Source organism: Aeromonas sp. 25-AL00135 (assembly GCF_054052385.1).
The window spans coordinates 136916-161769 of the sequence record NZ_JBSTYQ010000008.1; the positions used below are offsets into that span (position 1 = coordinate 136916).

The window sequence follows — 24854 nt, forward strand, 5'->3', positions numbered from 1 at the left end:
ATAACGGGATCAGCAATCAGCTTTCGCGACGCTTGCCACCGAATTTGCGATCTTTGTTGAAGCCACCTTCACGGCGCTCCCCGCTCTTGTTGAACGGACGGTCACCCTGGGGACGGCGATCCTTGTTGAAAGGACGGTCACCACGGAACGGACGATCACCACGGGGCGGACGGCTGCTGGTGTTGCCACCGGCCGGCACTTCGGTGTAGCGAGTGATCTGCAGAGGACGCTGGCAAACACGGGCTTTCTTGATCACTTCCAGCACATCGGCGCTCATACCCTTGGGCAGGTCGACGGTAGAGAAGTCGTCAGCGATGTCGATGTTACCGATGAAGCGGCTCTCGATGTTCGCTTCGTTGGCGATGGCGCCCACGATCTGGCCCGGCTTGACGCCGTGATGAGCACCCACGTCTACACGATAGCGCTCCATCTCCACATCCGGGTTGTCTTTCAGCGGGCGGGGCTCCAGGGACGGCATGCGACGGGCAGGACGATCGCCACGGTCACCGAAATCACGACCGCCACGGTCGTTGAAGTCACGGCGCTCGAAGCCACCGCGATCGTTGCTGTTGTTGAACAGCGGATCCGGGATGGAGTCATCCAGCAGCAGCGGTTGGTCGCCCTGTACCAGCTTGGCCAGTGCGGCAGCCAGCTCCAGCGGATCGGCAGAATCTTCTTCGATCAGCTCGTTCACCAGGTTGTGGTAGATCTCGAGCTCTTCGCCCATCATGGTTTCGCGGATGCGCTCCTTGAACTTGGCCAGACGATGCTGGTTGATGTCCTCGGTGCTCGGCATCTTCATCGGCTCGATGGCCTGACGAGTTGCGTGCTCGATAGCGCGCAGCATGCGGCGCTCGCGCGGAGCGACGAACAGGATGGCTTCGCCTTTACGACCGGCACGACCGGTACGACCGATACGGTGTACGTAAGATTCGGTGTCGTACGGAATGTCGTAGTTCACTACGTGAGTGATGCGCTCAACGTCCAGACCACGGGCGACAACGTCGGTGGCGATCAGGATATCCAGCTGGCCCTGGCGCAGCTTGTCGACGGTACGCTCACGCAGTTTCTGCGGGATGTCGCCGTGCAGCGCTTCACAGGCGTGGCCACGTGCGGCCAGCTTGCCAGCCAGCTCTTCGGCAGCGTTCTTGGTACGTACGAATACCAGCAGGGCTTCGTAGGATTCCACTTCCAGCAGACGGGTCATGGCGTCCAGCTTGTGCAGACCGGTTACCTGCCAGTAACGCTGGCGAATAGTGGTAGCGGTAGCAGTCTTGGAGGCGATCTTGATCTCTTTGGGCTGCTTCAGGTGCTTCTGGGCCACACGACGGATCTGCTCCGGCATGGTGGCTGAGAACAGGGCAACCTGACGAGTGCTCGGGCACTGCTCCATGATCCAGTCCACGTCGTCGATGAAGCCCATACGCAGCATTTCATCAGCTTCATCCAGTACCAGGGCTTTCAGGCCGGAGAGGTCCAGGTTCTTGCGACGGATCAGATCCATCACGCGGCCCGGAGTACCGACGACAACCTGAGCACCGCGACGCAGGGCGCGGGTCTGGGTTTCGTAGGAGGCACCGCCGTAGATGGGCAGTACGTGGAAATCAGGCATGTGGTGGGCATAGCGTTGGCACGCTTCAGCCACTTGCAGCGCCAGTTCGCGGGTAGGCGCCAGCACCAGGATCTGGGTGTTGCGGTTACCAGCTTCCAGACGAGACAACAGAGGCAAGGCAAAAGCAGCGGTCTTCCCTGTACCGGTTTGCGCCTGCCCCAGCAGATCGTGTCCCGCCATCAGGTGGGGAATTGCTGCGGCCTGGATCGGTGACGGGCGCTCATAGCCCACGTCCTGCAGCGCTTTCAATACAGGCGCGGCCAGTCCGAGCTCACTAAAAAGGGGCAGTTGTTCGGTATCAGACATAGATTCTTCCAGATTAAGGCAGGCGGCTAACACCGCGGAATAGCAAAAAGGCGGCGATTATAGCGCCACTTTGTTCTGCTGTCTTGAAAAATGTGATAAGCCTCTCAAGACGTTGGCAATTATAGAGGGATCTGACGAGTATGGCTTGCTTATTTTGCACTCATAGTGCGTGATTGCAGATCACTCCTCGCTGGAGTCCTTGCCCCGCTTGTGTTTGAGCACCGCCATGGTCAGTCGGCTGGTGCACAATAAACGCTCACGTTCGTCCCGAATTTCAATCTGCCACACCTGGGTTGTTGCTCCCAGATGGAGCGGCGTGCAACGCCCGGTCACCACCCCTTCCCGCTTGGCTCGCAGATGGTTGGCATTCACCTCCAGCCCCATACAGTAGCTATCTGGCCCGACCGCCATATTGGCCGCCAGCGACCCAAGCGTCTCCGCCAGCACAACAGAGGCACCACCGTGCAGCATGCCCAGGGGCTGGTGAGTACGGTGATCCACCGGCATGGTCGCTTCCAGCCAATCAGCGCCAAAAGCGGTGTAGACGATGTCGAGATGGGCCATAAGGGTGTTGCGAGAGGTGGCGTTGAGCCCCTCCAGACTCATGGGTTTACGCCAGATGGGCGCAATATCGTGACTCATTGCGAGCAGACTCCTTATGTAGCGATGAATGCGTACCGATATGGGTGAAACGACCTCCATCGGCAACATGGTTCGGTTATATGAGTTGTTGGTTACCAGGTGACGTGGTAACAACGCAGCCCCGACCCGGAGCTGCGTGTTACACAATCATGCCCTTAAGCGGGATGTCACCAGGGGTAGGTAACGCCGGGCCACTCAGACCAAGGCACATCTCGCCCCGGCAAGCGGGGTTCTGGCCACTGCCACACCCTGGCGAGCCAGTCGCGCAGCTGAATCTCCAGCTCCTCATCCGTGATTGGCGCCTCGGCCATCTTCCAGAAGAAGAGCTCCACCGCTACCTCTGGCAACACCGAGGGGTAAAGATAAACCCCGCCCCAGAATTGCGGCTCCCGATCCGGGCTCCAGAGGCCATAGGCAAAGGAGCGCTTGGCCAGAAACTCCGACTGCTGCCACTCCAGATCCCCTTCGTGCTGGCTCAGGCTGAAGTTGGCCGAGGGCCAGATATCGTTCGGGCGAAACAGCTGATGGAGTTGCTCGCGCTCGCGCAACATGGCGACAAACTCCACCACCGCCTGAGCGGGAGTTGCGGGTAACAGCAAGAAACGCGGGTGCCGATAGGCCTTCGGCACCCGAAACCGCTTGGGGAACGTCAGCATCAGAGCAGCTCCAGCAGGGCTTGCAATGGATGTTTGAGCTTTTCCCCCTCCATCCGCTTGACCTGACTGCGGCACGAATAGCCGGTCGCCAGACAGCGCGCTTTGGGCAGGCGCGCGAGTGGCTCAGCCCAGCTCAACCCATAGATCCCCTTGGAGTTCTCCACCTGTTTGACGTCGTGACCATAGGTGCCCGCCATGCCACAACAACCCACAGAGACCGGCTGCAAACTGGCCCCGAAACGGCCAAACAGGGTACTCCAGTCGCCGTGGGTCGAGGGCTTGGCGGTCTTCTCGGTGCAGTGGGCAAAGAGATACCAGGGCTCGCTCCCCTCCTCGCTCTTGGTCTTGTCGGTTCGAGCAGGCAACTGATCTACCGGCAGCGAGAGCAGCCACTCCTGCGGCAACAACACCTGAAAATCGCCGCGAGCCGACCCCAGCGCCTTGGCATACTCGTCGCGATAGCAAAGCACCATGGCCGGATCCACCCCCACCATGGGAATGCCAAGCGCCGCTACCTTATTGAGGAACTGGGCGCTGTTGGCCGCGGTACGGGCAAAGGCGCGCAGGAACCCCTTGATATGCTGGGGCTTGCCGTTCGGTTTAAAGGGCAGCAAGTAGGGCTGGAAACCGAGCTTGCTGGCGAGTTTCACCAGGTCGCGCACCACAGGGGCATCGTAATAACTGGTGAAGGGGTCCTGCACGATGAGCACCACCTGCTTGCGCTGCTCGGCACTCATCCGCTCCAGTCCCGGCAGATCAAAATAGCGGGCGCGGTTATCGTGCAGGCTCTCGGCCAGGGTCGGCACAGAGAGCAGCGGCACATCGACCATGCCGATACTCTTCTCGGTCGCTTTCTGGGCCCACTCTTTTTCGAGGAAGAAGTTGACCAGCTTCGGCGCCTTGGCGAGCAGCGGCGTATAGCTTTCGACGGTGCCGACGAAGTAATCCTTCGGCGCGCGCAGGTAGCGGCCGTGATAGAGCTGCATAAAACGGGCGCGAAAATCGGGCACATCCACCTTGATCGGGCACTGACTGGTGCACGCCTTGCAGGCCAGACAGCCTGCCATCGCCTCCATCACCTCGTGGGAGAAATCATACACGCCACGCTGTTTGGCCCAGCTGTTGCGCACCTTGTCCACCAGCTGTTTGAAGCGCACACCACCGGATTGCAGCGCCACCTCTTCCGCCAGCGGGTCGAAGCCCTGCTCCGCCAGCTGACGCAACCATTCGCGCATCAGTCCCGCCCGCCCCTTGGGGGAGTGGCGGCGATCGCGGCTGATCTTGACCGAGGGGCACATGGGGGAGTCGGTCTCGAAGGTGAAGCACAGACCATTGCCGTTGCAATCCATGGCGCGGGTGTAGCTGGTGCGCACCGCGAGCGGGATCTGGCGGTCATACTTGCCGCGCTTGGGGCCATCCACCGACACCAGCTCGGCACCGCTACCGTAGGGGATACAGATCTTGCCCGGGTTGATGCGGTTGGCCGGGTCGAACGCCCCCTTGACCCGCTGCAGCTCTTCCCACAGCTCGCCAAAGAAGGCGGGGCTGTATTCGGAGCGAAAGCCCTTGCCATGCTCGCCCCACATCAGACCGCCATATTTGGCGGTCAGCGCCACCACCTGATCGGAGATGCGGCGCAGCAGCACCTCCTGCTCGGGATCGCACAAATCCAGCGCCGGGCGCACGTGCAGCACACCGGCATCGACGTGGCCGAACATACCGTAGTCGAGGCCGTGGGCATCCAGCAGGGCGCGAAACTCCATGATGAAATCGGCCAGTGACTCGGGCGGCACGGCGGTATCTTCCGTGAACGCCACCGGCTTCTTGCGCCCTTCGGCGTTGCCCAGCAGCCCAACCGACTTCTTGCGCATGGCGTAGATGGTCTCGATGCTCGGCAGGTGGTCACACACCTGATAGCCGATGATCCCGGCTTCACCGTTGGCCAGCAGACCGTCGATACGGCGACAGAGCTCAGCTACCTTGGCCTTGTGTTCTGCCTTATCGGTATCGGCAAACTCGACGATGTTGAGCCCCTGCAGATCCTTGCCGGGCACATCCTGAATAAGTTCTTTCACCGAATGCCAGATGATGTCGGCGCGAGCCAACCCGAGCACCCGGGAATCCACCGTCTCCACCGAGAGGGCCTGGGCCTCAACCATAAAGGGGGCGTTGCGCAGGGCGGAGGGGAAGCTGTCGTACTTGACGTTGACCAGGGTGCGGTAGCGCGGGATGGGGGTGATATTGAGTTTGGCTTCGGTGATAAAGCCCAAGGATCCTTCCGAGCCGCACAGCACCCGACTCACATCCAGCGTATCGGTATCGGGTTGATAGAGGTGCTTGAGATCGTAGCCGGTCAGAAAGCGATTGAGCTTGGGGAAGGTCGCCTCGATGTCGGCGCGGCGCTCCTTACCGATGCGATAGAGGGTGCGATAGATCTCCCCTTCCCGATTCTCCAGCGCCAGCTTGTCGGCCAGTCGCTCACCGGTCAGCGGCTCGGTGGCCATGATATCGCCATTCTCCAGCACGGCTTTGAGGCCAAGCACGTGATCCGAGGTTTTGCCGTAGACCAGAGACCCCTGCCCCGAGGCGTCGGTATTGATCATACCCCCTAAGGTGGCGCGGTTGGAGGTGGAGAGATCCGGCGAGAAGAAGTAGCCGTGGGGCTTGAGATAGGCGTTGAGCTGGTCTTTCACCACCCCGGCCTGGGCACGCACCCACCCCTCCTCCAGATTAATTTCCATGATCTGGTTCATATAACGGGAGAGATCGACGATAATGCCGCCGCCCAATGACTGACCATTGGTGCCGGTACCGCCACCGCGAGGGAAAAAACTCAAGGAGGCGAACGCCGGCTCTGCGGCCAGCTTGAGCATCACTGCTATGTCATCCGCACTGCGCGGATAGAGAACCGCCTGAGGTACTACCTGATAGACGCTGTTATCCGTCGCCATCGCCAACCGGCTTGCATAAGACTTTTCGATATCACCACGAAATGCGCTGCGCTCTAGCAACTCAAGAAACTGCAGGGTTGCGGGTGACAAACTGTCCTGGTAATCGAGTCTCGGGATCATGAATCCTTGTTCCCATCCTTTGCTTGATGCCGGCACGCCGGCGACAACGACTGGCCAGCCGCCTGTCAATGGCAGTCAGGCCAGTCCGCTCACATGTGAGCGGGCAGTATATCAGCTAGAAAACCGCTTGCGCTTGGCAATATTCACCATTTGAAAGGAGGACTTTTATGGCTCACCACAGCCATGTTATCAGTACGCTGGTCACCACCGAAAAACAGGCGCTTACCCTGTCGCTGTTCGGTTGTATCACCTTTGCCATCTTCGGCATCGGCTACGGCCTCTTCGTCGGTTCCAACGCCATCATGCTCGACGGTATCTTCACCCTGTTCAGCATGGGCATGACGGGCCTCGGTCTTGTTACCGCCTATCTCGTTACCCGCCCTTCCGATTCGCGCTTCCAGTATGGCTATGCGCACTTCGAGCCCATCGCCAACGTCATCAACGGCTCCATTATTCTGCTGCTCTGTCTGGCGGCACTCTACAACGGCCTCACCACCCTGTTTGCAGGGGGACGGGAGATCGATCTCGGCCACGCCCTCATCTATGCCGCCGTATCCACCTTCTTCTGCGCCATCATCTATCGCATCGAAGCCCAGGTTGCCGAACAGGTTGACTCCGAGCTGGTGCGGGTCGACTCCAAGGAGTGGCTGGTGGATACCCTGCTCAGCGCCACCCTGCTTATCGGTTTCGTAGTCGCCATTGGCCTCGATGCCATCGGCTACGGCCAATACAACCGCTATATCGACCCGGTGCTGGTCTCGCTGCTGGCCCTCTGCGCCACTCTCATTCCCATCAAGGTGCTCGGTCGCAACCTGCGGGAAGTGTTGAAGATCGCCCCCAAGGGGGATGTGCCACGGCAAGTCGAGCAGGAGATCGAGGCGCTGCGCCAGCGCCACGGCATCGAGTGCTATAGCCATCTGGCCAAAAGCGGTCGCCGCTTCGATCTGGAATTGAACATTCTGGTGGCGCCTGGTCAGGAGTGGCCTGTCGAACGTCAGGATGCCCTGCGCCAGGAGCTCTGGTCTCGCCTTGGCGACACCCTGGGCGATGCCTGGCTGTCGGTCTGTTTCACCCGCGAAAAGCGCTGGTTGTAACGACCGCACGGGGGAGAGCGGCACCGCCGCCTCCCCTGTCGCATCACAACCCCATCACGCCTCGCTGACGCTGCTCTTGCCAAATTGGCGCCAGCCGCTATCATCAGGGCTCATTTTTCACCCGAGGTTTTATTGCCCATCATGGACAATCCCCGAAGTTGCCCTTCGTCTCTCTCTGTCAAAGCCTATCTTTTTCTGCTTAATCAGCGCCTCTGAATAACACCTTTGCCTTGCTGTTACTGCGGCCATCGCGCGCCGTGATCACTCTCTGCTCTGTCTGTTTTTATTGAGGTCATACAATGGAATTGCTGCTGGATCCCCATATCTGGATTGGTCTGTTTACCCTGATCATTCTGGAAATCGTGCTGGGGATCGACAACCTGGTCTTTATCGCCATCCTGGTGAAAAAACTGCCCCCCGCCCAACGGGACAAGGCGCGCATTATCGGCCTGTCGCTGGCCCTGCTGATGCGACTTGGGCTCTTGAGCGTCATGTCATGGCTGGTCACCCTGACCACCCCGATTTTGCACCTGTGGGATCACCCCTTCTCCGGTCGGGACCTGATCCTGATGGGGGGCGGCCTGTTCCTGCTGTTCAAGGCCACCTCCGAGCTGCATGAGCGGCTGGAAGCCAAGCCCCAGGATGATGGCCCGGTCGGCGCCTACGCCAGCTTCGGCGTGGTGATCGCCCAAATTCTGGTGCTCGATGCGGTCTTCTCGCTCGACTCCATCATCACCGCCGTCGGCATGGTGGAGCACCTTGGCGTAATGATGGCCGCCGTGACCATCGCCATGGTGGTGATGGTACTCGCCTCCAAACCGCTGACCCGCTTCGTCAACGCTCATCCAACCGTGGTGGTGCTCTGCCTGAGCTTCCTGCTGATGATCGGCTTCAGCCTGGTGGCAGAAGGGTTCGGCTTCCACATTCCGAAGGGCTACCTCTACGCGGCCATCGGCTTCTCGGTGCTGATCGAGTTTTTCAACCAGCTGGCCCAGCGCAGCGCCATGCGTCACGAATCCAAACAGCCGCTGCGCGAGCGCACCACTGCCGCCATCTTCAAATTGATGGGCAGCAAGGCCTATCAGGATCAGCCGGATGACGATCTGGATGCCCCGGCCGTAGCGCCGGTGAGCTTTGGCGAGGAGGAGCGCTATATGGTGACCGGCGTGCTGTCGCTGGCCGAGCGCTCCATTCGCACCATCATGACCCCGCGCTCCGAGATGGCCTGGATCGATATCAACGACTCCAGCGACGAGATCCGCGCCCTGCTGCAGCGCGAGCCCCACAGCCTGTTCCCTATCTGTGACGGGGATCTGGACGAGGTGATCGGAGTGGTCAAGGCGCGGGACCTGCTGTTTGCCTTGAACGAAGGGCAATCCTTAAGTGAACTGGCCAAGCAGAACGACCCCATTATCGTGCCGCAAACCATCAACGTGATCCGTCTGTTGGCGGAGCTGCGCAAAGCCAAGGGGAGCCTTATTCTGGTCTCCGACGAGTTTGGCGTGATCCAGGGGCTGGTCACCACCCACGATCTGCTGGAGGCCATCGTCGGCGAGCTGCCGGACGAAGACGAAACCCCGGATATCGTGCGCGATGGCGAAGGGTGGCTGATCAACGGCAGCACCAACATCCATCATGTGGAGCAGGTGCTGGAGCATGAGGGGCTGGTGAGCGAGAGCGATGAATACGTGACCCTGGCGGGCATGCTGCTCTCCCACTTCGGCACCCTGCCCACCCCGGGCCAGCAGTTGCAACTGCAGCAGCTCAACTTCGAGGTGATCGAGGTGAGCGAGCGGCGCATCGAGCGGGTGAAAGTGATGCCCGCCGCTGCTTGAGCCTGCCACCAGCAGAAAATAGAAGAGGGCCAGACGGCCCTCTTTTTTATGCTTCAACTTTATGCCTCAACGCCTTCTTTCCCGGCGGTTTGTGCTGATTGCTGCATCAAGCACAATTCTCTTGTGCAATTACCCCTCTTTTTCACAACAAGATGGCGGCATAAAGTGGCCTCACTTCCACCATGAGGAACTCAAGATGAGCCACGATCACCTGTTCTGCCCGCTGCGCCTTGGCCAGCTGCACCTTGCCAACCGCATCGTCATGCCCCCCATGACCCGCTCCCGTGCCAGTCAGCCGGGTGACGTGGCCAACGCCATGATGGCGAGCTACTACGCCCAGCGCGCCGAGGCGGGCCTGATCATCAGCGAAGGCACCCAAATCGACCCCATGGGCAAGGGCTATGCCTGGACGCCGGGCATCTACAGCGCCGAGCAGATCGCTGGCTGGAAACTGGTGACCGATGCCGTGCACGCCAAGGGGGGCACCATCTTCGCCCAGCTCTGGCACGTGGGCCGGGTCACCCATCCCGACAACATCGGCGGCGCCCAGCCCATCTCCGCTTCAGCCCTGCCCGCAGTGGGTGTCAAGGTGTTCGTCGATAACGGCAGCGATGCACCGGGCTTTGTCGAGACCGTCACCCCGCGCGCCATGACACAAACCGATATCGATGCGGTAGTGGGCCAGTTCCGTCAGGCGGCCCGCAACGCCATCAGCGCCGGTTTTGACGGCATCGAGCTGCACGCCGCCAACGGATACCTCATCAACCAGTTCCTCGACTCCGAGTCCAACGCCCGCACCGACAGTTACGGCGGATCGCTGGAAAACCGGCTGCGCTTCCTCAAAGAGGTGACCGAGGCAGTCAGCAGCGAAATCGGCGCTGACCGGGTTGGGGTGCGTCTTGCGCCGCTCACCACCCTCAACGGCACAGTCGATGCCAATCCGCAGGAGACCTATCTGGCCGCCGCCCGCCTGCTGGGCCAGCTCAACGTGGTCTACCTGCACATCGCCGAAGCGGACTGGGACGATGCCCCCCTGATGCCGGAGAACTTCAAGCAGGGTCTGCGGGATGCCTTCCCCAACACCCTGATCTATGCCGGCAAATATGATGGCAAGCGGGCTCGCGCCGCCCTCGAAGCGGGCTGGGCCGACATGATTGGCTTTGGTCGCCCCTTCGTTGCCAACCCGGATCTGCCGAACCGTCTGCGCCACGGCTACCCGCTGGCCCCCCACGATCCGGCCACCCTGTTTGGCGGCGGCGAGAAAGGGCTGACCGACTACCCCGTCTATCAGGCCGAGGACGCAACCACCAGCCGCTGATTGCCGATGGCCAACCAGCCATGTAACGCAGGCCCCACAGGTTGGGGCCTGCCGTATTGTTGCCCATTCGCAGCAGTGGCAGTTTCTCTATATTGCTGTTGCAATGATCTCGTTGTTATCTCCCCTCGCTTTCACAAGGAGTCACCATGAATCACACCCAAGCCTGGTGCTGGCATGCCCCCGGTGAACCAACCCAGCTGACCCTCGCCGATCTGCCCCTGGCACCGCTCGCCCCTGACGAGGTGCTGGTGGCAAACCGGGTTATCGCCTTCAATCCGGTGGACTGGAAGCTGATCGAATATGGCCACTCCAACTGGCAGGACGGTCAGGTGCCCGGCGTCGATGGCATGGGCACTATCGTGGCCCTCGGCGCCAACGTCAGCCATCTGCGCCTCGGTGCCCGGGTCACCTATCACACCGACCTGCGCCACCACGGCAGCTTTGCCCGCCACACCCGGGTACCGGCCCGCGCCCTGCTGCCGGTGCCAGATGCCCTGAGTAACGAGGCCGCCGCCGCCCTGCCCTGTCCAGGCCTCACCGCCTGGCAGGCACTGGCCAAGCTGCCGCGCCTGCACGGGGAAGCACTGCTCATCACAGGTGCAGGCAGCAGTGTCGGCCGCTTTGCGGTGCAGCTCGCCCTCCAGCAAGGAGCGCGGGTCTTTGCTAGCGCCAGCCCACGCCACCATCAGTGGCTCAAACAGATCGGCGTGCAGGGGGTGGCCGATTATCGGGAACCAGACTGGCTGGCCACCTTGCAGGCCGCCAACGGCAACGAGCCGTTCGAGGGGATCATCGATCTGGTCTCGAGCCAACAGGCAGAGAGCCTGCTGCCCGCCCTTGGCTACTACGGCCATATGGTGACTGTGCTGGGGCGCATCCCGCACAATCCGCTGCCCGCCTTTGCCCATTGCCACTCGTTACACGAGATTGCACTGGGTGCCCAGCACGCCTTTGGCTCGGACAAACAGTGGAGCCGACTGGTCACCGCCGGGGTCGCCATGATGGAGCAGATGGCGAGCGGCGAGCTGACCCTGCCGCCGCTGGTGGTGGGCGACTTTGAGGCACTGCCTACTTTGCTTGAGCGCTTCAAGCGCGAAGGACAGGGTGAGAAGTTTCTGGTACGAGTGGCATAACGCTGACCTTCCCTAATAACCACACCGACCATTGAAACAAAAGAGGCCCGCCAGTGATGGCGGGCCTCTCTTTATATAGTGCATGTCATCTCGGCTTCATTGGCGCCTGACTCAATGCAGGATCACCCCGTGAGTCTCGGCATAACTGCGGATCTCCCGAGTCAGGCGCGCCTTGTCGGCCAGAGATAGCCAGCTCGCCTCCACCGCATTGAGCGACAAGCGACAGAGCTGACTCATGGTCGCGCCAAGGCCATCGGCCAGCGCCACAAAGTTGGCATTCATATAGCCGCCAAAGTAGGCGGGATCGTCCGAGTTGATGGTGACGCAGAGCCCCTGCTCCAGCAGTCGCAACACATTGTGCTGGGCCATATTGCCGAACACCTTGAGCCGGGTGTTGGAGAGGGGGCAGACGGTGAGCGGCAAGCGGGTATCCGCCAGATAGCGCAGCAGCTCGGGATCGTCTGCCGAGCGCACCCCGTGATCGATGCGGCATACCTGCAGTTCGTTGATCGCCTGCCAGATGTAGTCGGCAGGGCCCTCTTCACCCGCATGGGCCACCACCGGCAGCCCCAGCTCGCGGCATTTGGCAAAGACCCGGGCAAACTTGGTCGGTGGGTTGCCCTTTTCACCCGAGTCGAGGCCGATGCCGTGAATGCGCGACAGGAAGGGCATAGCCTCTTCCAACGTCGCAAAAGCATCCTCTTCGCTGAGGTGGCGCAAAAAGCTCATGATAAGGCGCCAGCTGATGCCAAACTCCTGCTCCCCGGTCTGCAGCGCCCGCTCGATGCCGCCGAGCACAGTGGCAAAGGGGACGCCGCGGGCGGTGTGGGTCTGCGGGTCAAAGAAGATCTCCACATGCACCACCTTGTCGGCGGCGCAACGCTCAAGATAGGCCCAGGTGAGGTCGAAGAAGTCCTGCTCGGTCACCAGCACGCTGGCGCCGCGATAGTAGAGGTCGAGAAAGGATTGCAGGCAGTCAAAGTCATAGGCGGCGCGCACGCTGGCCACATCGGGCCAGGGCTGCGGGATGTTATTGCGGCGGCCCAGCTCAAACATCAGCTCGGGTTCGAGGCTGCCCTCGATATGCAGGTGCAGCTCCAGTTTCGGCAGTCCGGCGATAAATTGCGCGGCGGTGAGGTGTTCGGGTGTGACTGGCTTGGAAATCGGGGTGTCCATAGCGACGGCTCCATCAGCAAAGTGATCCGGCGTCAGCCCCTCCACCAGACTGACCCGACGGCAGCTTTATTGTGCACCGAAGTGGCGAGACAGGGGAGACTTGTCATCAAACAGACTTATAATGGCGTCACAAAAATCATAAATGATTGAACATCTTAACGATTGGCGGCTCGCCTGCGCCCTGACAAGGAGTTTTCATGAAGAAGAACGTCATCTGCGATATCGACGGTGTCATCCTGCACAATAACGATCTCATCCCCGGTGCCGACCGTTTCGTCCATCGCCTGCTGGAGCAGGGCAGCAAGCTCTTGTTCCTCACCAACTACCCGGCCCAGACCCAGAAAGATCTGCAAAACCGCTTCCGCTCCGCCGGGATCGAGGTGCCGGAGGAGTGCTTCTATACCTCCGCCATGGGCACCGCCGACTTCCTCAAGCGTCAGGATGGCAAGAAGGCCTATGTGATCGGTGAAGGGGCGCTGACCCACGAGCTCTACAAGGCCGGTTTCACCATCACCGACATAGACCCGGACTTCGTGGTGGTGGGCGAGACCCGCAACTACAACTGGACCATGATGCAACAGGGGGCCAAGTTCGTCGATCAGGGGGCCCGCTTTATCGCCACCAACCCCGATACCCACGGCCCCATGATGCACCCGGCCTGCGGCGCCCTGTGCGCCCCCATCGAGCGAATGACCGGCAAGAAGCCGTTCTATGTCGGCAAGCCGAGCGCCTGGATCATCCGTGCGGCGCTCAACCGGATGGAGGCCCACTCCGACGACACCATCATCATCGGCGACAACCTGCGCACCGACATTCTGGCAGGCTTTCAGGCCGGTCTCGAAACGGTGCTGGTGCTCTCCGGGGTGAGCAAGGTCGCCGATATCGACCGCATGCCGTTCAGACCGAACCATATTTTCGACTCCGTGGTCGACATCGATATCGTCTAATCACCACCCAAGCGTTAAACAGGGCAGGTCTCTCCTGCCCTTGCAGGATCTGTTATGGAACCCATTCTGATCGCCGTGGCTTTTGGTTGCGGCATGGTAGTCAATCTGATTGGCCTGCCCCCCCTGCTCGGCTTTCTGGCCGCCGGTTTTATCCTCAACGGCATGGGATATGAAAATACCCCTGCCCTGAGCGAGGTGGCCGATCTCGGCGTCACCTTGCTGCTGTTCACCATCGGCCTCAAGCTCAATATCAAAACCCTGATGCGGCGCGATGTGTGGGGCACCACCAGCCTGCACCTGCTGCTCTCCACCCTGCTCTTTACCGTGGTGCTGCTGGTCTGCAAGGGACTGGGGCTTGAACTTGCCCTCTCGCTGGACTGGAAACTGGCGCTGCTGCTGGGCTTTGCCCTCTCCTTCTCCAGCACCGTCTTCGCAGTCAAGGTGCTGGAAGATCGCAGCGACATGAATGCCCTCTACGCCCGCATCGCCATCGGGGTGCTGGTGATGCAGGATGTGTTCGCCGTGGCCTTTTTGGCGTTTTCCAGCGGCAAGTGGCCCAGCATCTGGGCGCTCTGGGTGCTGGGACTGCCGCTGCTGCGCCCGCTGCTGTTCAAGCTCTTGGAGCGGGCCGGTCACGGCGAGCTGCAGGTGCTGTTCGGGGTGTTTTTGGCGCTGGTGGTCGGGGCCGCCGGTTTTGAAGTGGTCGGCCTCAAGCCGGATCTCGGAGCCCTCATCATCGGCATGATGCTCGCCTCCCATCCTGCCGCAGCCGGGCTTGCCAAGGCGCTCTTCAACCTCAAAGACCTCTTTCTGGTCTGCTTTTTTCTCACCATCGGCCTCAACGGCCTGCCGACCCACGACACCATGTTGCTGGCACTAGCGCTGGTGCTGGCCCTGCCGCTCAAAAGTGTCCTCTACTATCTGGTCTACAGCGGCGCTCACCTGCGGGTGCGCACCGCGCTGCTCTCCACCCTGGCGCTCACCAACTTCTCGGAGTTTGGCCTGATCGTCGCGGCCATCGCCGCCAAGGCGGGCTGGCTCTCCCACGAGTGGCTGGTGGCAGTCTCGCTGGCACTGGCGGCGAGCTTTATGATCTCCGCCCCGCTCAATGCCCAGAGTGAGCGGATCTACCACCGTATCGGTCACTGGCTCAAGGGGTTGCAGGCGAGCAACCTTCATCCGGAAGACAGACCCATCGAGCTTGGCGATGCAGAGGTGATCATCCTCGGCATGGGGCGGATCGGTCAGGGGGCCTATTTCGAACTGGAGAACAAGTACGGCAACGTCATCCTCGGGGTGGAGAACGACAGCGAGAAGCTGCCCACCCTGCGCGCCCAGGGGATGAACGTCATCGAGGGGGATGCCACCGATACCGACTTCTGGGACAAGGTACTGCTCTCCAATCAGGTCAATCTGGTGCTGCTGGCGATGCCCCACCACTCGGGGAATCTCTACGCCATCGAGAAGCTGCGCAGCCACGGTTTTGCCGGCAAGATAGCCGCCATCGTCCGCTTCGAGGATGATATCGCCTCCCTCAAGGAGCAGGGGGTGGATGCTGTGTTCAACGTCTACAACGAAGCGGGCAGCGGCTTTGCCCGCCATGTGATCCGCCGTTTGCAACCGCTCTGATCCTGCGGCCAGCGGCTCTTGGCAAGGGAATGCACATCGTTTAAGTTATGCACAACCTCGTTTAATAAAACGAACAAACGCAGGGCCAGGATGGCCCCGCGTTCCTATCTGCCGCAGCCAAGGAGGCACCATGAAGACTCTCAACGACTGGATTTTGCTCGATTGCCACGAGGCGGCCCCTACCCCGCTGATGCCAGACCCCGAGCGCATTAAAGCGGGCAACCCGGCGCAAACGGTGTGGAACCACTACTCCGACCCCAGCCAGCAGTTTCACGTGGGCTTCTGGAGCTGCGAGCCAGGCCGCTGGACCATTCACTACACCGAGCACGAGTATTGCCAGCTGCTGGAGGGGGATGTGGTGATCCACGACAGTCAGGGCGGCCAGCTGGCCCTCAAACCCGGCGATCAATTCGTCATTCCCGCCGGCTTTGTCGGTGAGTGGGAGACCCTCACCCCCTGTCGCAAGGTCTATGTGATCTTCGAACCCGCCTCGGCTTGACGTTCACGGCACCCTGCCCAGTTGCAATAATCCTTATCCTGTTGATCTGCTTGACGCTTACGGCATGATTTTCTGCGGTTTTCCCGCTTGCAAAAGGTTTTTCCGCTAGGCATTGTGTCTGACGAGGAATGTAAATGGAATTTCGAGCCCAAACGTGGGGGGCTCATATAAAAATCAAGAGGATTACCGCCAATGTGTTCAATTTTCGGCATTCTGGATATCAAGTCCGATGCAGTTGCCCTGCGCAAATCGGCGCTGGAGATGTCCAAGCGACTTCGTCACCGCGGGCCTGACTGGTCCGGCGTCTACAGCTCCGACAAAGCCATCCTGGTGCACGAGCGTCTGGCCATCGTCGATCCGGGCAATGGCGCCCAGCCACTCTACAACCCCGAGCGCACCCATGTGCTGGCGGTCAATGGCGAGATCTACAACCACAAAGAGCTGGAGAAAACCCTCAAGGTCGACTTCCAGTTCCAGACCAAATCTGACTGTGAAGTGCTGCTTGCCCTCTACAAGGAGAAGGGCCCGGCGTTTCTCGACGATCTCAACGGCATCTTTGCCTTCATTCTTTATGACGCCGAACAGGATGCCTACCTGATTGGTCGCGACCACATGGGGATCATCCCCCTCTATACCGGTCGCGACGAGCACGGCAACTTCTATGTCGCCTCCGAGATGAAGGCGCTGGTACCGGTCTGCAAGAGCGTCGAAACCTTCCCGCCGGGACACTACCTGTGGAGCAAGGATGGCGAGCTCAAACAGTGGTACAAGCGCGACTGGATGGAGTACGCCGCGGTCGAGCACAACGTCAGCGACAAGGCGGAGCTGAAAGCCGCGCTGGAAGCGGCGGTCAAGCGCCAGCTGATGTGCGACGTGCCCTATGGCGTGCTGCTCTCCGGCGGGCTGGACTCCTCCGTCATCTCCGCCATCACCAAGCTCTATGCGGCGCGCCGCATCGAGGACGATGGCAAGAGCGAAGCCTGGTGGCCGCAACTGCACTCCTTCGCCGTCGGTCTGGAAGGGTCGCCGGATCTCGCCGCCGCCCGTAAAGTGGCCGACCATCTGGGCACCATCCACCACCAGATCCACTTCACCGTGCAGGAGGGTCTGGATGCCCTGCGCGACGTCATCTATCACCTCGAGACCTATGACGTCACCACCATCCGCGCCTCCACGCCCATGTACCTGATGGCCCGCTACATCAAGGCGATGGGGATCAAGATGGTGCTCTCCGGTGAAGGCTCCGACGAGCTGTTCGGTGGCTACCTCTACTTCCACAAGGCGCCCAATGCCCGCGAGTTCCACGAAGAGAACGTGCGCAAGCTTGCCTCTTTGCACCTCTATGACTGCCTGCGAGCCAACAAGTCGATGGCCGCCTGGGGTGTGGAAGGTCGCGTGCCCTTCCTCGACAAGGAGTTCATGGATGTGGCGATGCGCCTGCAGCCCGCCGACAAGATGTGCGGCAAGGGCAAGATCGAGAAGCACATCCTGCGCGAAGCGTTCGAGGATCTGCTGCCCCACGAAGTGGCATGGCGTCAGAAGGAGCAGTTCTCCGACGGCGTGGGTTATTCGTGGATCGACAGCCTGAAAGCCATGGTAGAACAAGAGGTGACGGATCAGATGTTCGAGGCGGCCGCATTCCGCTTCCCCATCAACACCCCGCTCACCAAGGAAGCCTACTTCTACCGAGCCATCTTCGACGAGCACTTCCCGCTGGAAGCCGCCGCCCGTACCGTGCCCTACGGCAAGTCGGTCGCCTGCTCCACCCCCACCGCGCTGGAGTGGGATGCCAAGTTCAAGGAGATGGCCGACCCGTCCGGCCGCGCCGTGATGGATGTGCACCAGCAGGGATACTAAGCCAAGGCACAACCTCGGATAGCATAAAGCCCCTCCTGAGAGGGGTTTTTTACTTTTAATCGGATATATCTCGAATAGAATTATTTGATAACCCTTCCGTAGATATGATAGATAATTATCATCTAGCTAAGTAATATGGTAGAGATGTTATTAACCACCATATACATACGGCTGAGATTGATCCCAGTCAATTAAATATCATTACAGTGCCAAGCTAGAATATCAGAGCATAGAGTTACCTTGGTATCACCACGACTAGTTGCAAAAATTGAAGCAGAAGAGCCTACTCTCCGCTTAGCTGTACTCATTGATGCCGACAATGCCCAAGCTGCAGTAATTGAGGGACTGTTGGCAGAGATAGCTCGATTTGGGGAGGCTACGGTAAAGGGTATATATGGCGACTTTACTGCCCCAACAAGTGCATCTTGGAAAAAAGTATTGCAGTAATATGCTATAAAACCTATCCAGCAGTTCGCATACACCACAGGAAAAAATGCTACTGACAGCACCTTAATAATCGACGCTATGGACCTGCTCTACACACGAAAATTCGATGGTTTTTGTCTTATAACAAGTGACTCAGATTTCACTGGTCTTGCTATGAGGCTACGTGAAGAGGGGCTTACTGTTCTTGGTTTCGGTGAAAAAAAAAGACCCCTGATGCTTTTCGCAATGCCTGTCATAAGTTTGTGTTTACTGAATTCCTTCGCCCAGGTGCTGTCACCCAGCAAACAATATTAGATAAGAAAGTTGAAAACGAAAATAAACCGATAGAACATCACCCACCATCAGAAACAAAACCAATTTTCCCTGCAAAATTTCTTTTAGCTGCGCTAGAACAGTCAAGTGACGATGCTGGTTGGGCGCAACTGGGAATTTTTGGTAGTTATCTCACAAAATTACAACCTGACTTCGATTCTAGACTTTATGGCTTCAAAAAACTCTCCGATCTTGTTAAGGCAAAAACAGATTTGTTTATTACGGAGGCGCGGCCAGCACCGGGGTCAACACTAAAGTGTTTTATATCTTCGAGCAAAGCAGTGATATGATTTTTGTCGATGCTAATTAAGTGATACCAAGAATGAAGGCAGCTTATAAAGCTGCCTTCATTTCAATCGCCGGGCTTGTGTTTATGCGGCTTAAGGTCTGGATGATCTTTTTGCTTTTCAGGTGTGACCCTTTGTCGTTTATCCGGTGTTCCATCTTCATTTTTCCTTTTTGGACCAGGCTTAATCCCCATCATTAACTCCTTCTAACGTTGGCTTGCGTGAGAAATCATAGTTACCCCTGCGCATCCGGCTGGTTTGCGGGGGCGGCCTTGATAAAAGCTTGCAGTTGTTCGCAGTTGGTGACGATGCGGCGGATGGTGGGGTAATCGTCAAGGGTCATGTCGTAGCGGCGGGCGTTGTAGACCTGGGGCACCAGCATGCAGTCAGCCAGGGTCACTTCGTTGCCGACGCAGTAGACACCGGCGGTGGTCATCAACAGCTGTTCGAGGGCAGTGAAAGTCTCGTCAATCCAGTGGCGATACCAGCGGGCCTCCTGCTCGTTGTTGGCCCTGAAGTGCTCTTCCAGATAGTTAAGCACCCGCAGATTGTTGAGCGGGTGAATATCACAGGCGATCATATTGACGATCTGGCGCACCCGGGCCCGCGCGTCGGGGGAAGAGGGCATCAGAGAATAGGCGGGATAGGTCTCGTCAAGGTACTCCATGATGGCGACCGACTGACCGATCTGCACATCGCCATCCACCAGAAACGGCACCAGCCCTTGGGGGTTGATCCGGCGATAGGCCTTCTCGCTCTGCTCGCCTTGCCGCAAATTGATGGGATGCTGCTCGTAGGCGAGCCCCTTGAGCTGCAACACGATCCGCACCCGAAAACTTGCCGACGAACGCCAATAGCCAAACAACTGCAACATAATCTGTCCCTGCATCTTATCTGGGCCCGAAGCCCGGCAGGTGCTCACCACCTGCCTCCTTGTGTATCCGGCACCGGTTGAGGGCTCGTCGTGATCCGGACATATCCCGAATAGGTTTGCCGCCAACCGGCGCTGGCCATCAACCTCCCTGACCGCTCGCTGGCACCACCTGTTGAGAGATGGTGCCAAACAGGTTTTGGCCAGAGCGATCTTCCATCGCGATCGACACTCTATCACCAAACTGCAAATAGGGGGTTATAGCTTGATCACAATCAAGAATTTCCAGCATGCGGCGCTCGGCGATGCAGGATGAACCGGCGCTGCGATCGTAGTTGGAGACGGTGCCCGAGCCGATGATGCAGCCAGCGCCAAGGGGACGGGTCTTGGCGGCATGGGCAATCAGATCGAAGAAGCTGAAGGTCATGTCCACCCCGGCATCCGGTGCGCCAAAGAGGGCGCCGTTCAGATGGGTGCGCAGGGGCAGCATCACCTTGCCATCGCGCCAGTCATCCCCCAGCTCATCCGGGGTGATGGCCACCGGCGAGAAGGCGCTCGATGGTTTGGACTGGAAGAAACCAAAGCCCTTGGCCAGCTCCGCCGGAATGAGGTTGCGCAGGCTCACGTCGTTGACCAGCATCAGCAATTTGACGTGGCTGGCGGCCCCCTGCGCACTCACCCCCATCGGCACGTCGTCGGTGATGATGGCGACTTCCGACTCGAAATCGATCCCCCACTCTTCCGAACCCATCACAATCGGCCCACGGGGAGCCAAAAAGCTGTCGGAGCCCCCCTGATACATCAGCGGATCGTGCCAGAAGCTTTCCGGCATCTCGGCGCCGCGCGCCTTGCGCACCAGCTCCACATGGTTGACGTAGGCGCTGCCATCGGCCCACTGATAGGCGCGCGGCAGCGGAGAGAGGCAAGACGCTTCGTCAAAGGGGAACGCCTCGGCCACGCGGCCCTCGTTAAGCTGCTGATAGACAGCCTCCAGCCTGGGGGCAACCTCGGCCCACTCGTCGAGGACGGCCTGCAAAGTCGGGGCAATCTCGCTCACCCGCACCGCCCGGGTCAGATCCCGGCTCACCACCACCAAAGCGCCATCGCGCTTGCCATTATTCAATGTTGCCAATTTCATAAGCGATTCCTTATTTGCCGGCAGCCACGTCCGGGCGCTGCCAGCTGGAGACATACCGGGTGTTCTCTATCCCTTCGCACAGACTGCCGACGTTCAGCGCATCGCGGGTATCTAACATCACCGCCACCTCGTCGGTGAACTTCTTGGCATAGGCCTGCCCTGCCGCAAACGCCTTGGGATGGGGGCCGTGGGTGAAACCGGCGGGATGGAAGGTGACCATGCCCCGCTCGATGTTGTCCCGGCTGAAGAAGTCCCCTGCATGGTAGAAGAGCACCTCGTCGTAATCGTCATTGCTGTGATAGAAGGGCACCTTGAGGGCGCCGGGGTCACTCTCGATGGGGCGCGGCACAAAGGTGCAAATCACGAAGCGGCTCGCCACAAAGGTCGAATGAGCCGATGGCGGCAGATGGTAGCGGTGGCTCATCAGCGGGCGGATATCCCGCCAGTTTAGGCGCACCACGCACAAGTCGCCGTGCCACCCCTGCGCATCCAGCGGGTTGAAGGGCCAGGTGATGACCGACACCTGATCGTGGCGCTTCACCTGCAGCGACCAGGGATTCTCATCCTGCTGGGCCAAAAAGCGCTCGTTGATGGCGGGTACATCCAGCGCCGCCGGGTCGAAGATGGCGTGATTGCCCACCAGCCCCTTGTCCGGCAACTGGTAGCTGTCGTTGGTCGCCTCGATCATCAGGATGAACAGGGGCGCTGTCGGCTCGATGCGCCACATGGTGCCACGGGGGATCACCACATAGTCGCCGTCCCGCAGAGTCAGATGGCCGTAATCGCAGAAGAACTCTCCGCTCCCTTCGTGGATAAAGAGCAGCTCGTCGCCGTCGGCGTTGCGCACCAGAAACGGCATCACCTCGGATAGCCGCCAGATGCGGTAGCGGCAGTGGGGGTTGCTGAGAATATCGGGGGCCACCCAGGGGGAGAGGGAACTCACCTCCTCTTGCAGAGCATTGAGGTCAAACAGCCGTGGCCGCAGTGGCCCCTCCCAACTGCTCCAGTCGGTGGGGGCATGCTTGTGGTGCATGTGGGTAGCTGGGCCGAAAAAGCCGCTGCGCCCCAACTCGCGCTCATAGATGGCCTGCTCCGGCAGGTCGGCATGGGCCTGCCGGGAGTGGGTTCCCTCCCGATGGGGGATGTTAATCCAGTTACGCATCGCTCGCTCCCTCTTTGCGGGCACCCTTCTCATCCTCGCCGCCATCCAGCACGCCACGGCGGATCTGGTCCAGCTCGATCGATTCAAACAGCGCCTTGAAATTGCCCTCGCCAAACCCTTCGTTGCCCTTGCGCTGGATGATCTCGAAAAAGACCGGGCCTATCACGGTATCGGTGAAGATCTGCAGCAGGATGCCATCCTTGGTGGGGGAGCCGTCGATGAGGATGCGCAGCTCTTTGAGGGCCGCCAGATCCTCCTGATGCCCCTCGACCCGACTGTTCACCTTCTCGTAGTAGGTATCGGGCGTCGGCATAAAGCCGGTACCGCGGCTGCGCAGGGTGCGGATGGTGTGGTAAATATCGCTGGAGGCCATGGCGATGTGCTGGATCCCCTCCCCCTTGTACTGGCGCAGGTACTCCTCGATCTGGGACTTGTCATCCGCCGACTCGTTGATGGGGATGCGGATCTTGCCGCAGGGGGCGGTCATGGCGCGTGAATGCAGTCCGGTCAGCTTGCCCTCGATATCGAAGTAGCGAATTTCGCGGAAGTTGCCGATCCGCTCATAGAAGTTGGACCAGACATCCATATTGCCGCGATGCACGTTATGGGTCAGGTGATCGATCTCCATAAGACCGGCATCTACCTCTGCCATCCGGGACTGCCAGTCGGGGTAGAAGACAAAATCCACGTCATAGATGGAACCCTTGTCGCCATAGCGGTCGACAAAGGAGAGCGTGCTCTCGCCGATACCGTAGATGGCGGGAATATTGAGCTCCATCGGCCCAATCTTGCCGACAAAGGGCTTGGCCCCCTTGGCGATGGCGAACTGCTGGGCCTTACCCGCATCGCTCACCCGAAATGCCATGCCGCAAACGCTCGGCCCGTGCAGGCTTGCAAACTGCTCCGCCTGGGAGTGGGGCTCGGCATTGACCACGAAGTTGATATCCCCCTGCCGGTAAAGCCAGCACTGCTTGTGTTTGTGCTTGGCGACCTCGGCAAACCCGAGCGAAACGAACAGGCTCTTGAGGGCGGCAATCCCTTTGGCATCGGGGGCCGTGTACTCGACAAACTCGAAACCGTCAGTGCCTAACGGATTGATGGTATGGGTGGCGGAAGAGGTGGCATTCATCGGGCGCTCCTTGCTCTTGATTCGGTTAAAACGGATTGCGGCACCCCGCGGTGCGGCAAGTGTTAACAACTTGTTTCATTAGAAGCAGGGCGTAGCAGGAAGAGAAGAGGCGGGTTGCAGATAGTTTTTCGCAGCTGGTAGCAAAAGATGTAAATGGATTGTGACATTCAAGCCACAGCCTTGCGGATCAAACGGTAACGACCCGCATGGCTGTCAGCTTTGCATTACAGTTGCCAGTTTTTGACCATCAGATGGGGCAAGCAGGCCCGGGCTTTTTGCAGTCGCGTGGGCGTTGGATTGATCAGCCACGCCTCTTTCCCCAACCCCAGCAGTGGCAGATCGTGCAGGCTGTCGCTCAAGGCCAATTCGGCATCGAGGGCACAGATCTCCGGCAACAGCTTATGCTGGCCGTGGCAATAGAAGCGCGGCATCAGGCCGCCAAAACGGTAGTACATCTGCGAGCCAATGATCCGGTGGGGCAACTGCCCGGGCAGTTGCTGATAGAGCTGGGCTCGCACCAGCGCGCAGGGGCTGGCGGAGATCACCCAGCAGCGCGCCCCCTCGCTTTGCAGCAATTCGCGAGCCTGACGATACAGCCCCGGCCTGGTGCGGCAATAGGCGCGCACCAGCTTGCGCCAGCCCAAAGGAGAAAGTCCCAACGAGATGGCCCACCAGATAAGGGAGATACTGCGCCGCCGCTGGCTGGGAAGAAGATAGACCAAGCCACCCAGTGCAATCACTGGCAACAGCAGCAGCGGCCAGATCCGGCGGCGCAGGATATAGCGCAGCAGACCGGCGTGGCTGTCGCCGGGGGCCAGGGTGTCGTCAAAGTCGGCCAGGATCCAGCGCGGTGCACGTCCGTCAGGATCACGCTCTTTCGCTGAATGGATCATGGCGTCAGACGCTGGGCGCATCAGCATCAGGGCGCAAGGGCTGCGATGGCTGCCGTGAGCTCGGGAGTGACAAATTCACTCCCCACATCGGGCGGGCAGACAAAATCGAACGGCTCGCACGCCAGGGTAAAGCTGAGCCGCCAGGCGTGCAGATAGCCGCGATCGGCTGGCGTGCCGCCATAGCGCTCATCCCCGAGAATGGGGGCGCCGATACTTTTGAGGGCAACCCGGATCTGGTGGGTTTTGCCGGTCTGGGGCTTGATGCGATAGAGCCGCAGCCCCTCGCGCACCGACACCGAATCAAACCAGCTGATGGCGGGGTTTTCCAGCGTGCGAGCCAGCATCCAGCTACCGCCGCGCCCCTTTTGCATATCCCCCTTCACCCAGCCCTGCTTTTTCTTGGGTTTGCGATCGGAGAGCGCCAGATACTGCTTGGTCACCTCACGGGCCGCAAAAGCCATGCTCAGCTCACGGTTCGCCTCCGTGGTGCGGGCCAGCAGCACCAGCCCAGAGGTCATCTTGTCGAGCCGGTGTACCGGATAGAGAGTGAGCCCGGTATCGCCCTTCACGCGATTGACCAGCCCCGGATTGACCGCCTCCCCGTCGCCCTTCTCGTCGTGCATGCCGATGCCGGGCTGCTTGTCGATAACCAGGAAAGCGGGATGCTCAAACAATATCCGGTACATAAAACCTCGGGAACTGGGGAATAAGGCATGCAGCCAACGACTGGCGGCACTCGGGAGTGCTGCATTCTCCCTGCTCGTCCGCCATTTGGCAAACCGGACGGGCGGAGGATAAAGATAAAAAATGGCCCCGCCTGCAACAGGCGGGGCCATTTTC

Annotated in this window: 22 protein-coding genes; 10 read left to right on the top strand and 12 right to left on the bottom strand. The window is 59.8% G+C overall.

Annotation, left to right across the window (positions count from 1 at the left end; all coding sequences use genetic code 11):
• Positions 1 to 16: 16 nt before the first annotated feature.
• The 4 genes from ACW5XC_RS09580 to ydiJ all read right to left on the bottom strand — a co-directional run bounded on the left by ACW5XC_RS09580 (position 17) and on the right by ydiJ (position 6287).
• Positions 17 to 1918, bottom strand: a complete 1902-nt coding sequence (locus ACW5XC_RS09580) for a DEAD/DEAH box helicase (protein WP_042053100.1) — start codon at positions 1916 to 1918, stop codon at positions 17 to 19.
• A gap of 180 nt (positions 1919 to 2098) precedes the next feature.
• Complete coding sequence (locus ACW5XC_RS09585; RefSeq protein ID WP_042053101.1) at positions 2099 to 2560, bottom strand: hotdog fold thioesterase; 462 nt, start codon at positions 2558 to 2560, stop codon at positions 2099 to 2101.
• 167 nt (positions 2561 to 2727) lie between these two features.
• Positions 2728 to 3216, bottom strand: a complete 489-nt coding sequence (locus ACW5XC_RS09590) for a hypothetical protein (RefSeq protein WP_042053102.1) — start codon at positions 3214 to 3216, stop codon at positions 2728 to 2730.
• On the bottom strand, positions 3216 to 6287 hold the full coding sequence (gene ydiJ, locus ACW5XC_RS09595; RefSeq protein WP_042053103.1) for a D-2-hydroxyglutarate dehydrogenase YdiJ: 3072 nt from the start codon (positions 6285 to 6287) through the stop codon (positions 3216 to 3218). Before ydiJ ends, ACW5XC_RS09590 begins: the two co-directional genes overlap by 1 nt.
• Positions 6288 to 6454: 167 nt before the next feature.
• On the opposite strand from ydiJ, the gene ACW5XC_RS09600 reads away from it, so the two are divergent.
• The 4 genes from ACW5XC_RS09600 to ACW5XC_RS09615 all read left to right on the top strand — a co-directional run bounded on the left by ACW5XC_RS09600 (position 6455) and on the right by ACW5XC_RS09615 (position 11667).
• The gene (locus tag ACW5XC_RS09600) at positions 6455 to 7381 is read left to right on the top strand and encodes a cation diffusion facilitator family transporter (RefSeq protein ID WP_042053104.1); all 927 of its coding nucleotides are present in this window, start codon (positions 6455 to 6457) and stop codon (positions 7379 to 7381) included.
• 299 nt (positions 7382 to 7680) lie between these two features.
• A complete protein-coding gene (locus ACW5XC_RS09605; RefSeq protein WP_021231440.1) occupies positions 7681 to 9216 on the top strand; it encodes a TerC family protein in 1536 nt (511 codons plus the stop codon).
• Positions 9217 to 9412: 196 nt separating this feature from the next.
• On the top strand, positions 9413 to 10534 hold the full coding sequence (locus ACW5XC_RS09610; RefSeq protein WP_042053105.1) for an alkene reductase: 1122 nt from the start codon (positions 9413 to 9415) through the stop codon (positions 10532 to 10534).
• 146 nt (positions 10535 to 10680) lie between these two features.
• On the top strand, positions 10681 to 11667 hold the full coding sequence (locus ACW5XC_RS09615; RefSeq protein WP_042053106.1) for a zinc-binding dehydrogenase: 987 nt from the start codon (positions 10681 to 10683) through the stop codon (positions 11665 to 11667).
• Between the two features lie 111 nt (positions 11668 to 11778).
• On the opposite strand, the gene ACW5XC_RS09620 is transcribed toward ACW5XC_RS09615, so the two are convergent.
• Positions 11779 to 12843, bottom strand: coding sequence for an adenosine deaminase (locus ACW5XC_RS09620; RefSeq protein WP_042053107.1), 1065 nt, complete (start codon positions 12841 to 12843; stop codon positions 11779 to 11781).
• Positions 12844 to 13040: 197 nt separating this feature from the next.
• On the opposite strand from ACW5XC_RS09620, the gene ACW5XC_RS09625 reads away from it, so the two are divergent.
• The 6 genes from ACW5XC_RS09625 to ACW5XC_RS09650 all read left to right on the top strand — a co-directional run bounded on the left by ACW5XC_RS09625 (position 13041) and on the right by ACW5XC_RS09650 (position 18824).
• Positions 13041 to 13790, top strand: a complete 750-nt coding sequence (locus ACW5XC_RS09625) for an HAD-IIA family hydrolase (RefSeq protein ID WP_005337281.1) — start codon at positions 13041 to 13043, stop codon at positions 13788 to 13790.
• 54 nt (positions 13791 to 13844) lie between these two features.
• Complete coding sequence (locus ACW5XC_RS09630) at positions 13845 to 15419, top strand: cation:proton antiporter family protein (protein WP_042053108.1); 1575 nt, start codon at positions 13845 to 13847, stop codon at positions 15417 to 15419.
• Between the two features lie 130 nt (positions 15420 to 15549).
• Entirely contained in the window at positions 15550 to 15918 is a 369-nt protein-coding gene (locus tag ACW5XC_RS09635) for a cupin domain-containing protein (protein ID WP_042053109.1), read from the top strand.
• A gap of 192 nt (positions 15919 to 16110) precedes the next feature.
• A complete protein-coding gene (gene asnB, locus ACW5XC_RS09640; protein WP_005352808.1) occupies positions 16111 to 17775 on the top strand; it encodes an asparagine synthase B in 1665 nt (554 codons plus the stop codon).
• A 462-nt stretch (positions 17776 to 18237) separates the two neighbouring features.
• Positions 18238 to 18516 carry an NYN domain-containing protein gene (locus ACW5XC_RS09645; RefSeq protein WP_408649417.1) on the top strand — a complete coding sequence of 93 codons (279 nt, stop codon included), beginning with the start codon at positions 18238 to 18240 and terminating at the stop codon, positions 18514 to 18516.
• Positions 18465 to 18824 carry an OST-HTH/LOTUS domain-containing protein gene (locus ACW5XC_RS09650; protein WP_202904090.1) on the top strand — a complete coding sequence of 120 codons (360 nt, stop codon included), beginning with the start codon at positions 18465 to 18467 and terminating at the stop codon, positions 18822 to 18824. The genes ACW5XC_RS09645 and ACW5XC_RS09650 overlap by 52 nt, the downstream gene beginning before the upstream one ends.
• A 62-nt stretch (positions 18825 to 18886) precedes the next feature.
• Here ACW5XC_RS09650 and ACW5XC_RS09655 read toward each other — a convergent pair whose 3' ends face one another.
• The 7 genes from ACW5XC_RS09655 to ACW5XC_RS09685 form a co-directional block, all read right to left on the bottom strand.
• Positions 18887 to 19018, bottom strand: coding sequence for a hypothetical protein (locus tag ACW5XC_RS09655; protein ID WP_265339887.1), 132 nt, complete (start codon positions 19016 to 19018; stop codon positions 18887 to 18889).
• A gap of 38 nt (positions 19019 to 19056) precedes the next feature.
• Positions 19057 to 19695, bottom strand: coding sequence for a maleylacetoacetate isomerase (maiA, locus tag ACW5XC_RS09660; RefSeq protein WP_042053226.1), 639 nt, complete (start codon positions 19693 to 19695; stop codon positions 19057 to 19059).
• A 139-nt stretch (positions 19696 to 19834) separates the two neighbouring features.
• Positions 19835 to 20830 carry a fumarylacetoacetate hydrolase family protein gene (locus ACW5XC_RS09665; RefSeq protein WP_042053110.1) on the bottom strand — a complete coding sequence of 332 codons (996 nt, stop codon included), beginning with the start codon at positions 20828 to 20830 and terminating at the stop codon, positions 19835 to 19837.
• A 10-nt stretch (positions 20831 to 20840) separates the two neighbouring features.
• Complete coding sequence (locus ACW5XC_RS09670) at positions 20841 to 21992, bottom strand: homogentisate 1,2-dioxygenase (protein WP_042053111.1); 1152 nt, start codon at positions 21990 to 21992, stop codon at positions 20841 to 20843.
• Positions 21985 to 23121, bottom strand: a complete 1137-nt coding sequence (gene hppD, locus ACW5XC_RS09675; protein ID WP_042053112.1) for a 4-hydroxyphenylpyruvate dioxygenase — start codon at positions 23119 to 23121, stop codon at positions 21985 to 21987. The genes ACW5XC_RS09670 and hppD overlap by 8 nt, the downstream gene beginning before the upstream one ends.
• Positions 23122 to 23345: 224 nt before the next feature.
• On the bottom strand, positions 23346 to 24041 hold the full coding sequence (locus ACW5XC_RS09680; protein ID WP_408649416.1) for an HAD family hydrolase: 696 nt from the start codon (positions 24039 to 24041) through the stop codon (positions 23346 to 23348).
• Positions 24041 to 24700 (bottom strand): TIGR01621 family pseudouridine synthase, encoded by a 660-nt coding sequence (locus ACW5XC_RS09685; RefSeq protein WP_042053113.1) that lies wholly within the window; start codon positions 24698 to 24700, stop codon positions 24041 to 24043. The genes ACW5XC_RS09680 and ACW5XC_RS09685 overlap by 1 nt, the downstream gene beginning before the upstream one ends.
• Positions 24701 to 24854: the final 154 nt, after the last annotated feature.

Coding starts and splice junctions, on each gene's coding strand:
- ACW5XC_RS09615 (WP_042053106.1), top strand. CDS start 10,681: ATGAATCACACCCAAGCCTGGTGCTGGCATGCCCCCGGTGAACCAACC.
- ACW5XC_RS09610 (WP_042053105.1), top strand. CDS start 9,413: ATGAGCCACGATCACCTGTTCTGCCCGCTGCGCCTTGGCCAGCTGCAC.
- ACW5XC_RS09655 (WP_265339887.1), bottom strand. CDS start 19,018: ATGATGGGGATTAAGCCTGGTCCAAAAAGGAAAAATGAAGATGGAACA.
- ACW5XC_RS09680 (WP_408649416.1), bottom strand. CDS start 24,041: ATGCTGATGCGCCCAGCGTCTGACGCCATGATCCATTCAGCGAAAGAG.
- ACW5XC_RS09625 (WP_005337281.1), top strand. CDS start 13,041: ATGAAGAAGAACGTCATCTGCGATATCGACGGTGTCATCCTGCACAAT.
- asnB (WP_005352808.1), top strand. CDS start 16,111: ATGTGTTCAATTTTCGGCATTCTGGATATCAAGTCCGATGCAGTTGCC.
- ACW5XC_RS09585 (WP_042053101.1), bottom strand. CDS start 2,560: ATGAGTCACGATATTGCGCCCATCTGGCGTAAACCCATGAGTCTGGAG.
- hppD (WP_042053112.1), bottom strand. CDS start 23,121: ATGAATGCCACCTCTTCCGCCACCCATACCATCAATCCGTTAGGCACT.
- ACW5XC_RS09635 (WP_042053109.1), top strand. CDS start 15,550: ATGAAGACTCTCAACGACTGGATTTTGCTCGATTGCCACGAGGCGGCC.
- maiA (WP_042053226.1), bottom strand. CDS start 19,695: ATGTTGCAGTTGTTTGGCTATTGGCGTTCGTCGGCAAGTTTTCGGGTG.
- ACW5XC_RS09605 (WP_021231440.1), top strand. CDS start 7,681: ATGGAATTGCTGCTGGATCCCCATATCTGGATTGGTCTGTTTACCCTG.
- ACW5XC_RS09600 (WP_042053104.1), top strand. CDS start 6,455: ATGGCTCACCACAGCCATGTTATCAGTACGCTGGTCACCACCGAAAAA.
- ACW5XC_RS09580 (WP_042053100.1), bottom strand. CDS start 1,918: ATGTCTGATACCGAACAACTGCCCCTTTTTAGTGAGCTCGGACTGGCC.
- ACW5XC_RS09620 (WP_042053107.1), bottom strand. CDS start 12,843: ATGGACACCCCGATTTCCAAGCCAGTCACACCCGAACACCTCACCGCC.
- ACW5XC_RS09630 (WP_042053108.1), top strand. CDS start 13,845: ATGGAACCCATTCTGATCGCCGTGGCTTTTGGTTGCGGCATGGTAGTC.
- ACW5XC_RS09590 (WP_042053102.1), bottom strand. CDS start 3,216: ATGCTGACGTTCCCCAAGCGGTTTCGGGTGCCGAAGGCCTATCGGCAC.
- ACW5XC_RS09685 (WP_042053113.1), bottom strand. CDS start 24,700: ATGTACCGGATATTGTTTGAGCATCCCGCTTTCCTGGTTATCGACAAG.
- ACW5XC_RS09670 (WP_042053111.1), bottom strand. CDS start 21,992: ATGCGTAACTGGATTAACATCCCCCATCGGGAGGGAACCCACTCCCGG.
- ydiJ (WP_042053103.1), bottom strand. CDS start 6,287: ATGATCCCGAGACTCGATTACCAGGACAGTTTGTCACCCGCAACCCTG.
- ACW5XC_RS09665 (WP_042053110.1), bottom strand. CDS start 20,830: ATGAAATTGGCAACATTGAATAATGGCAAGCGCGATGGCGCTTTGGTG.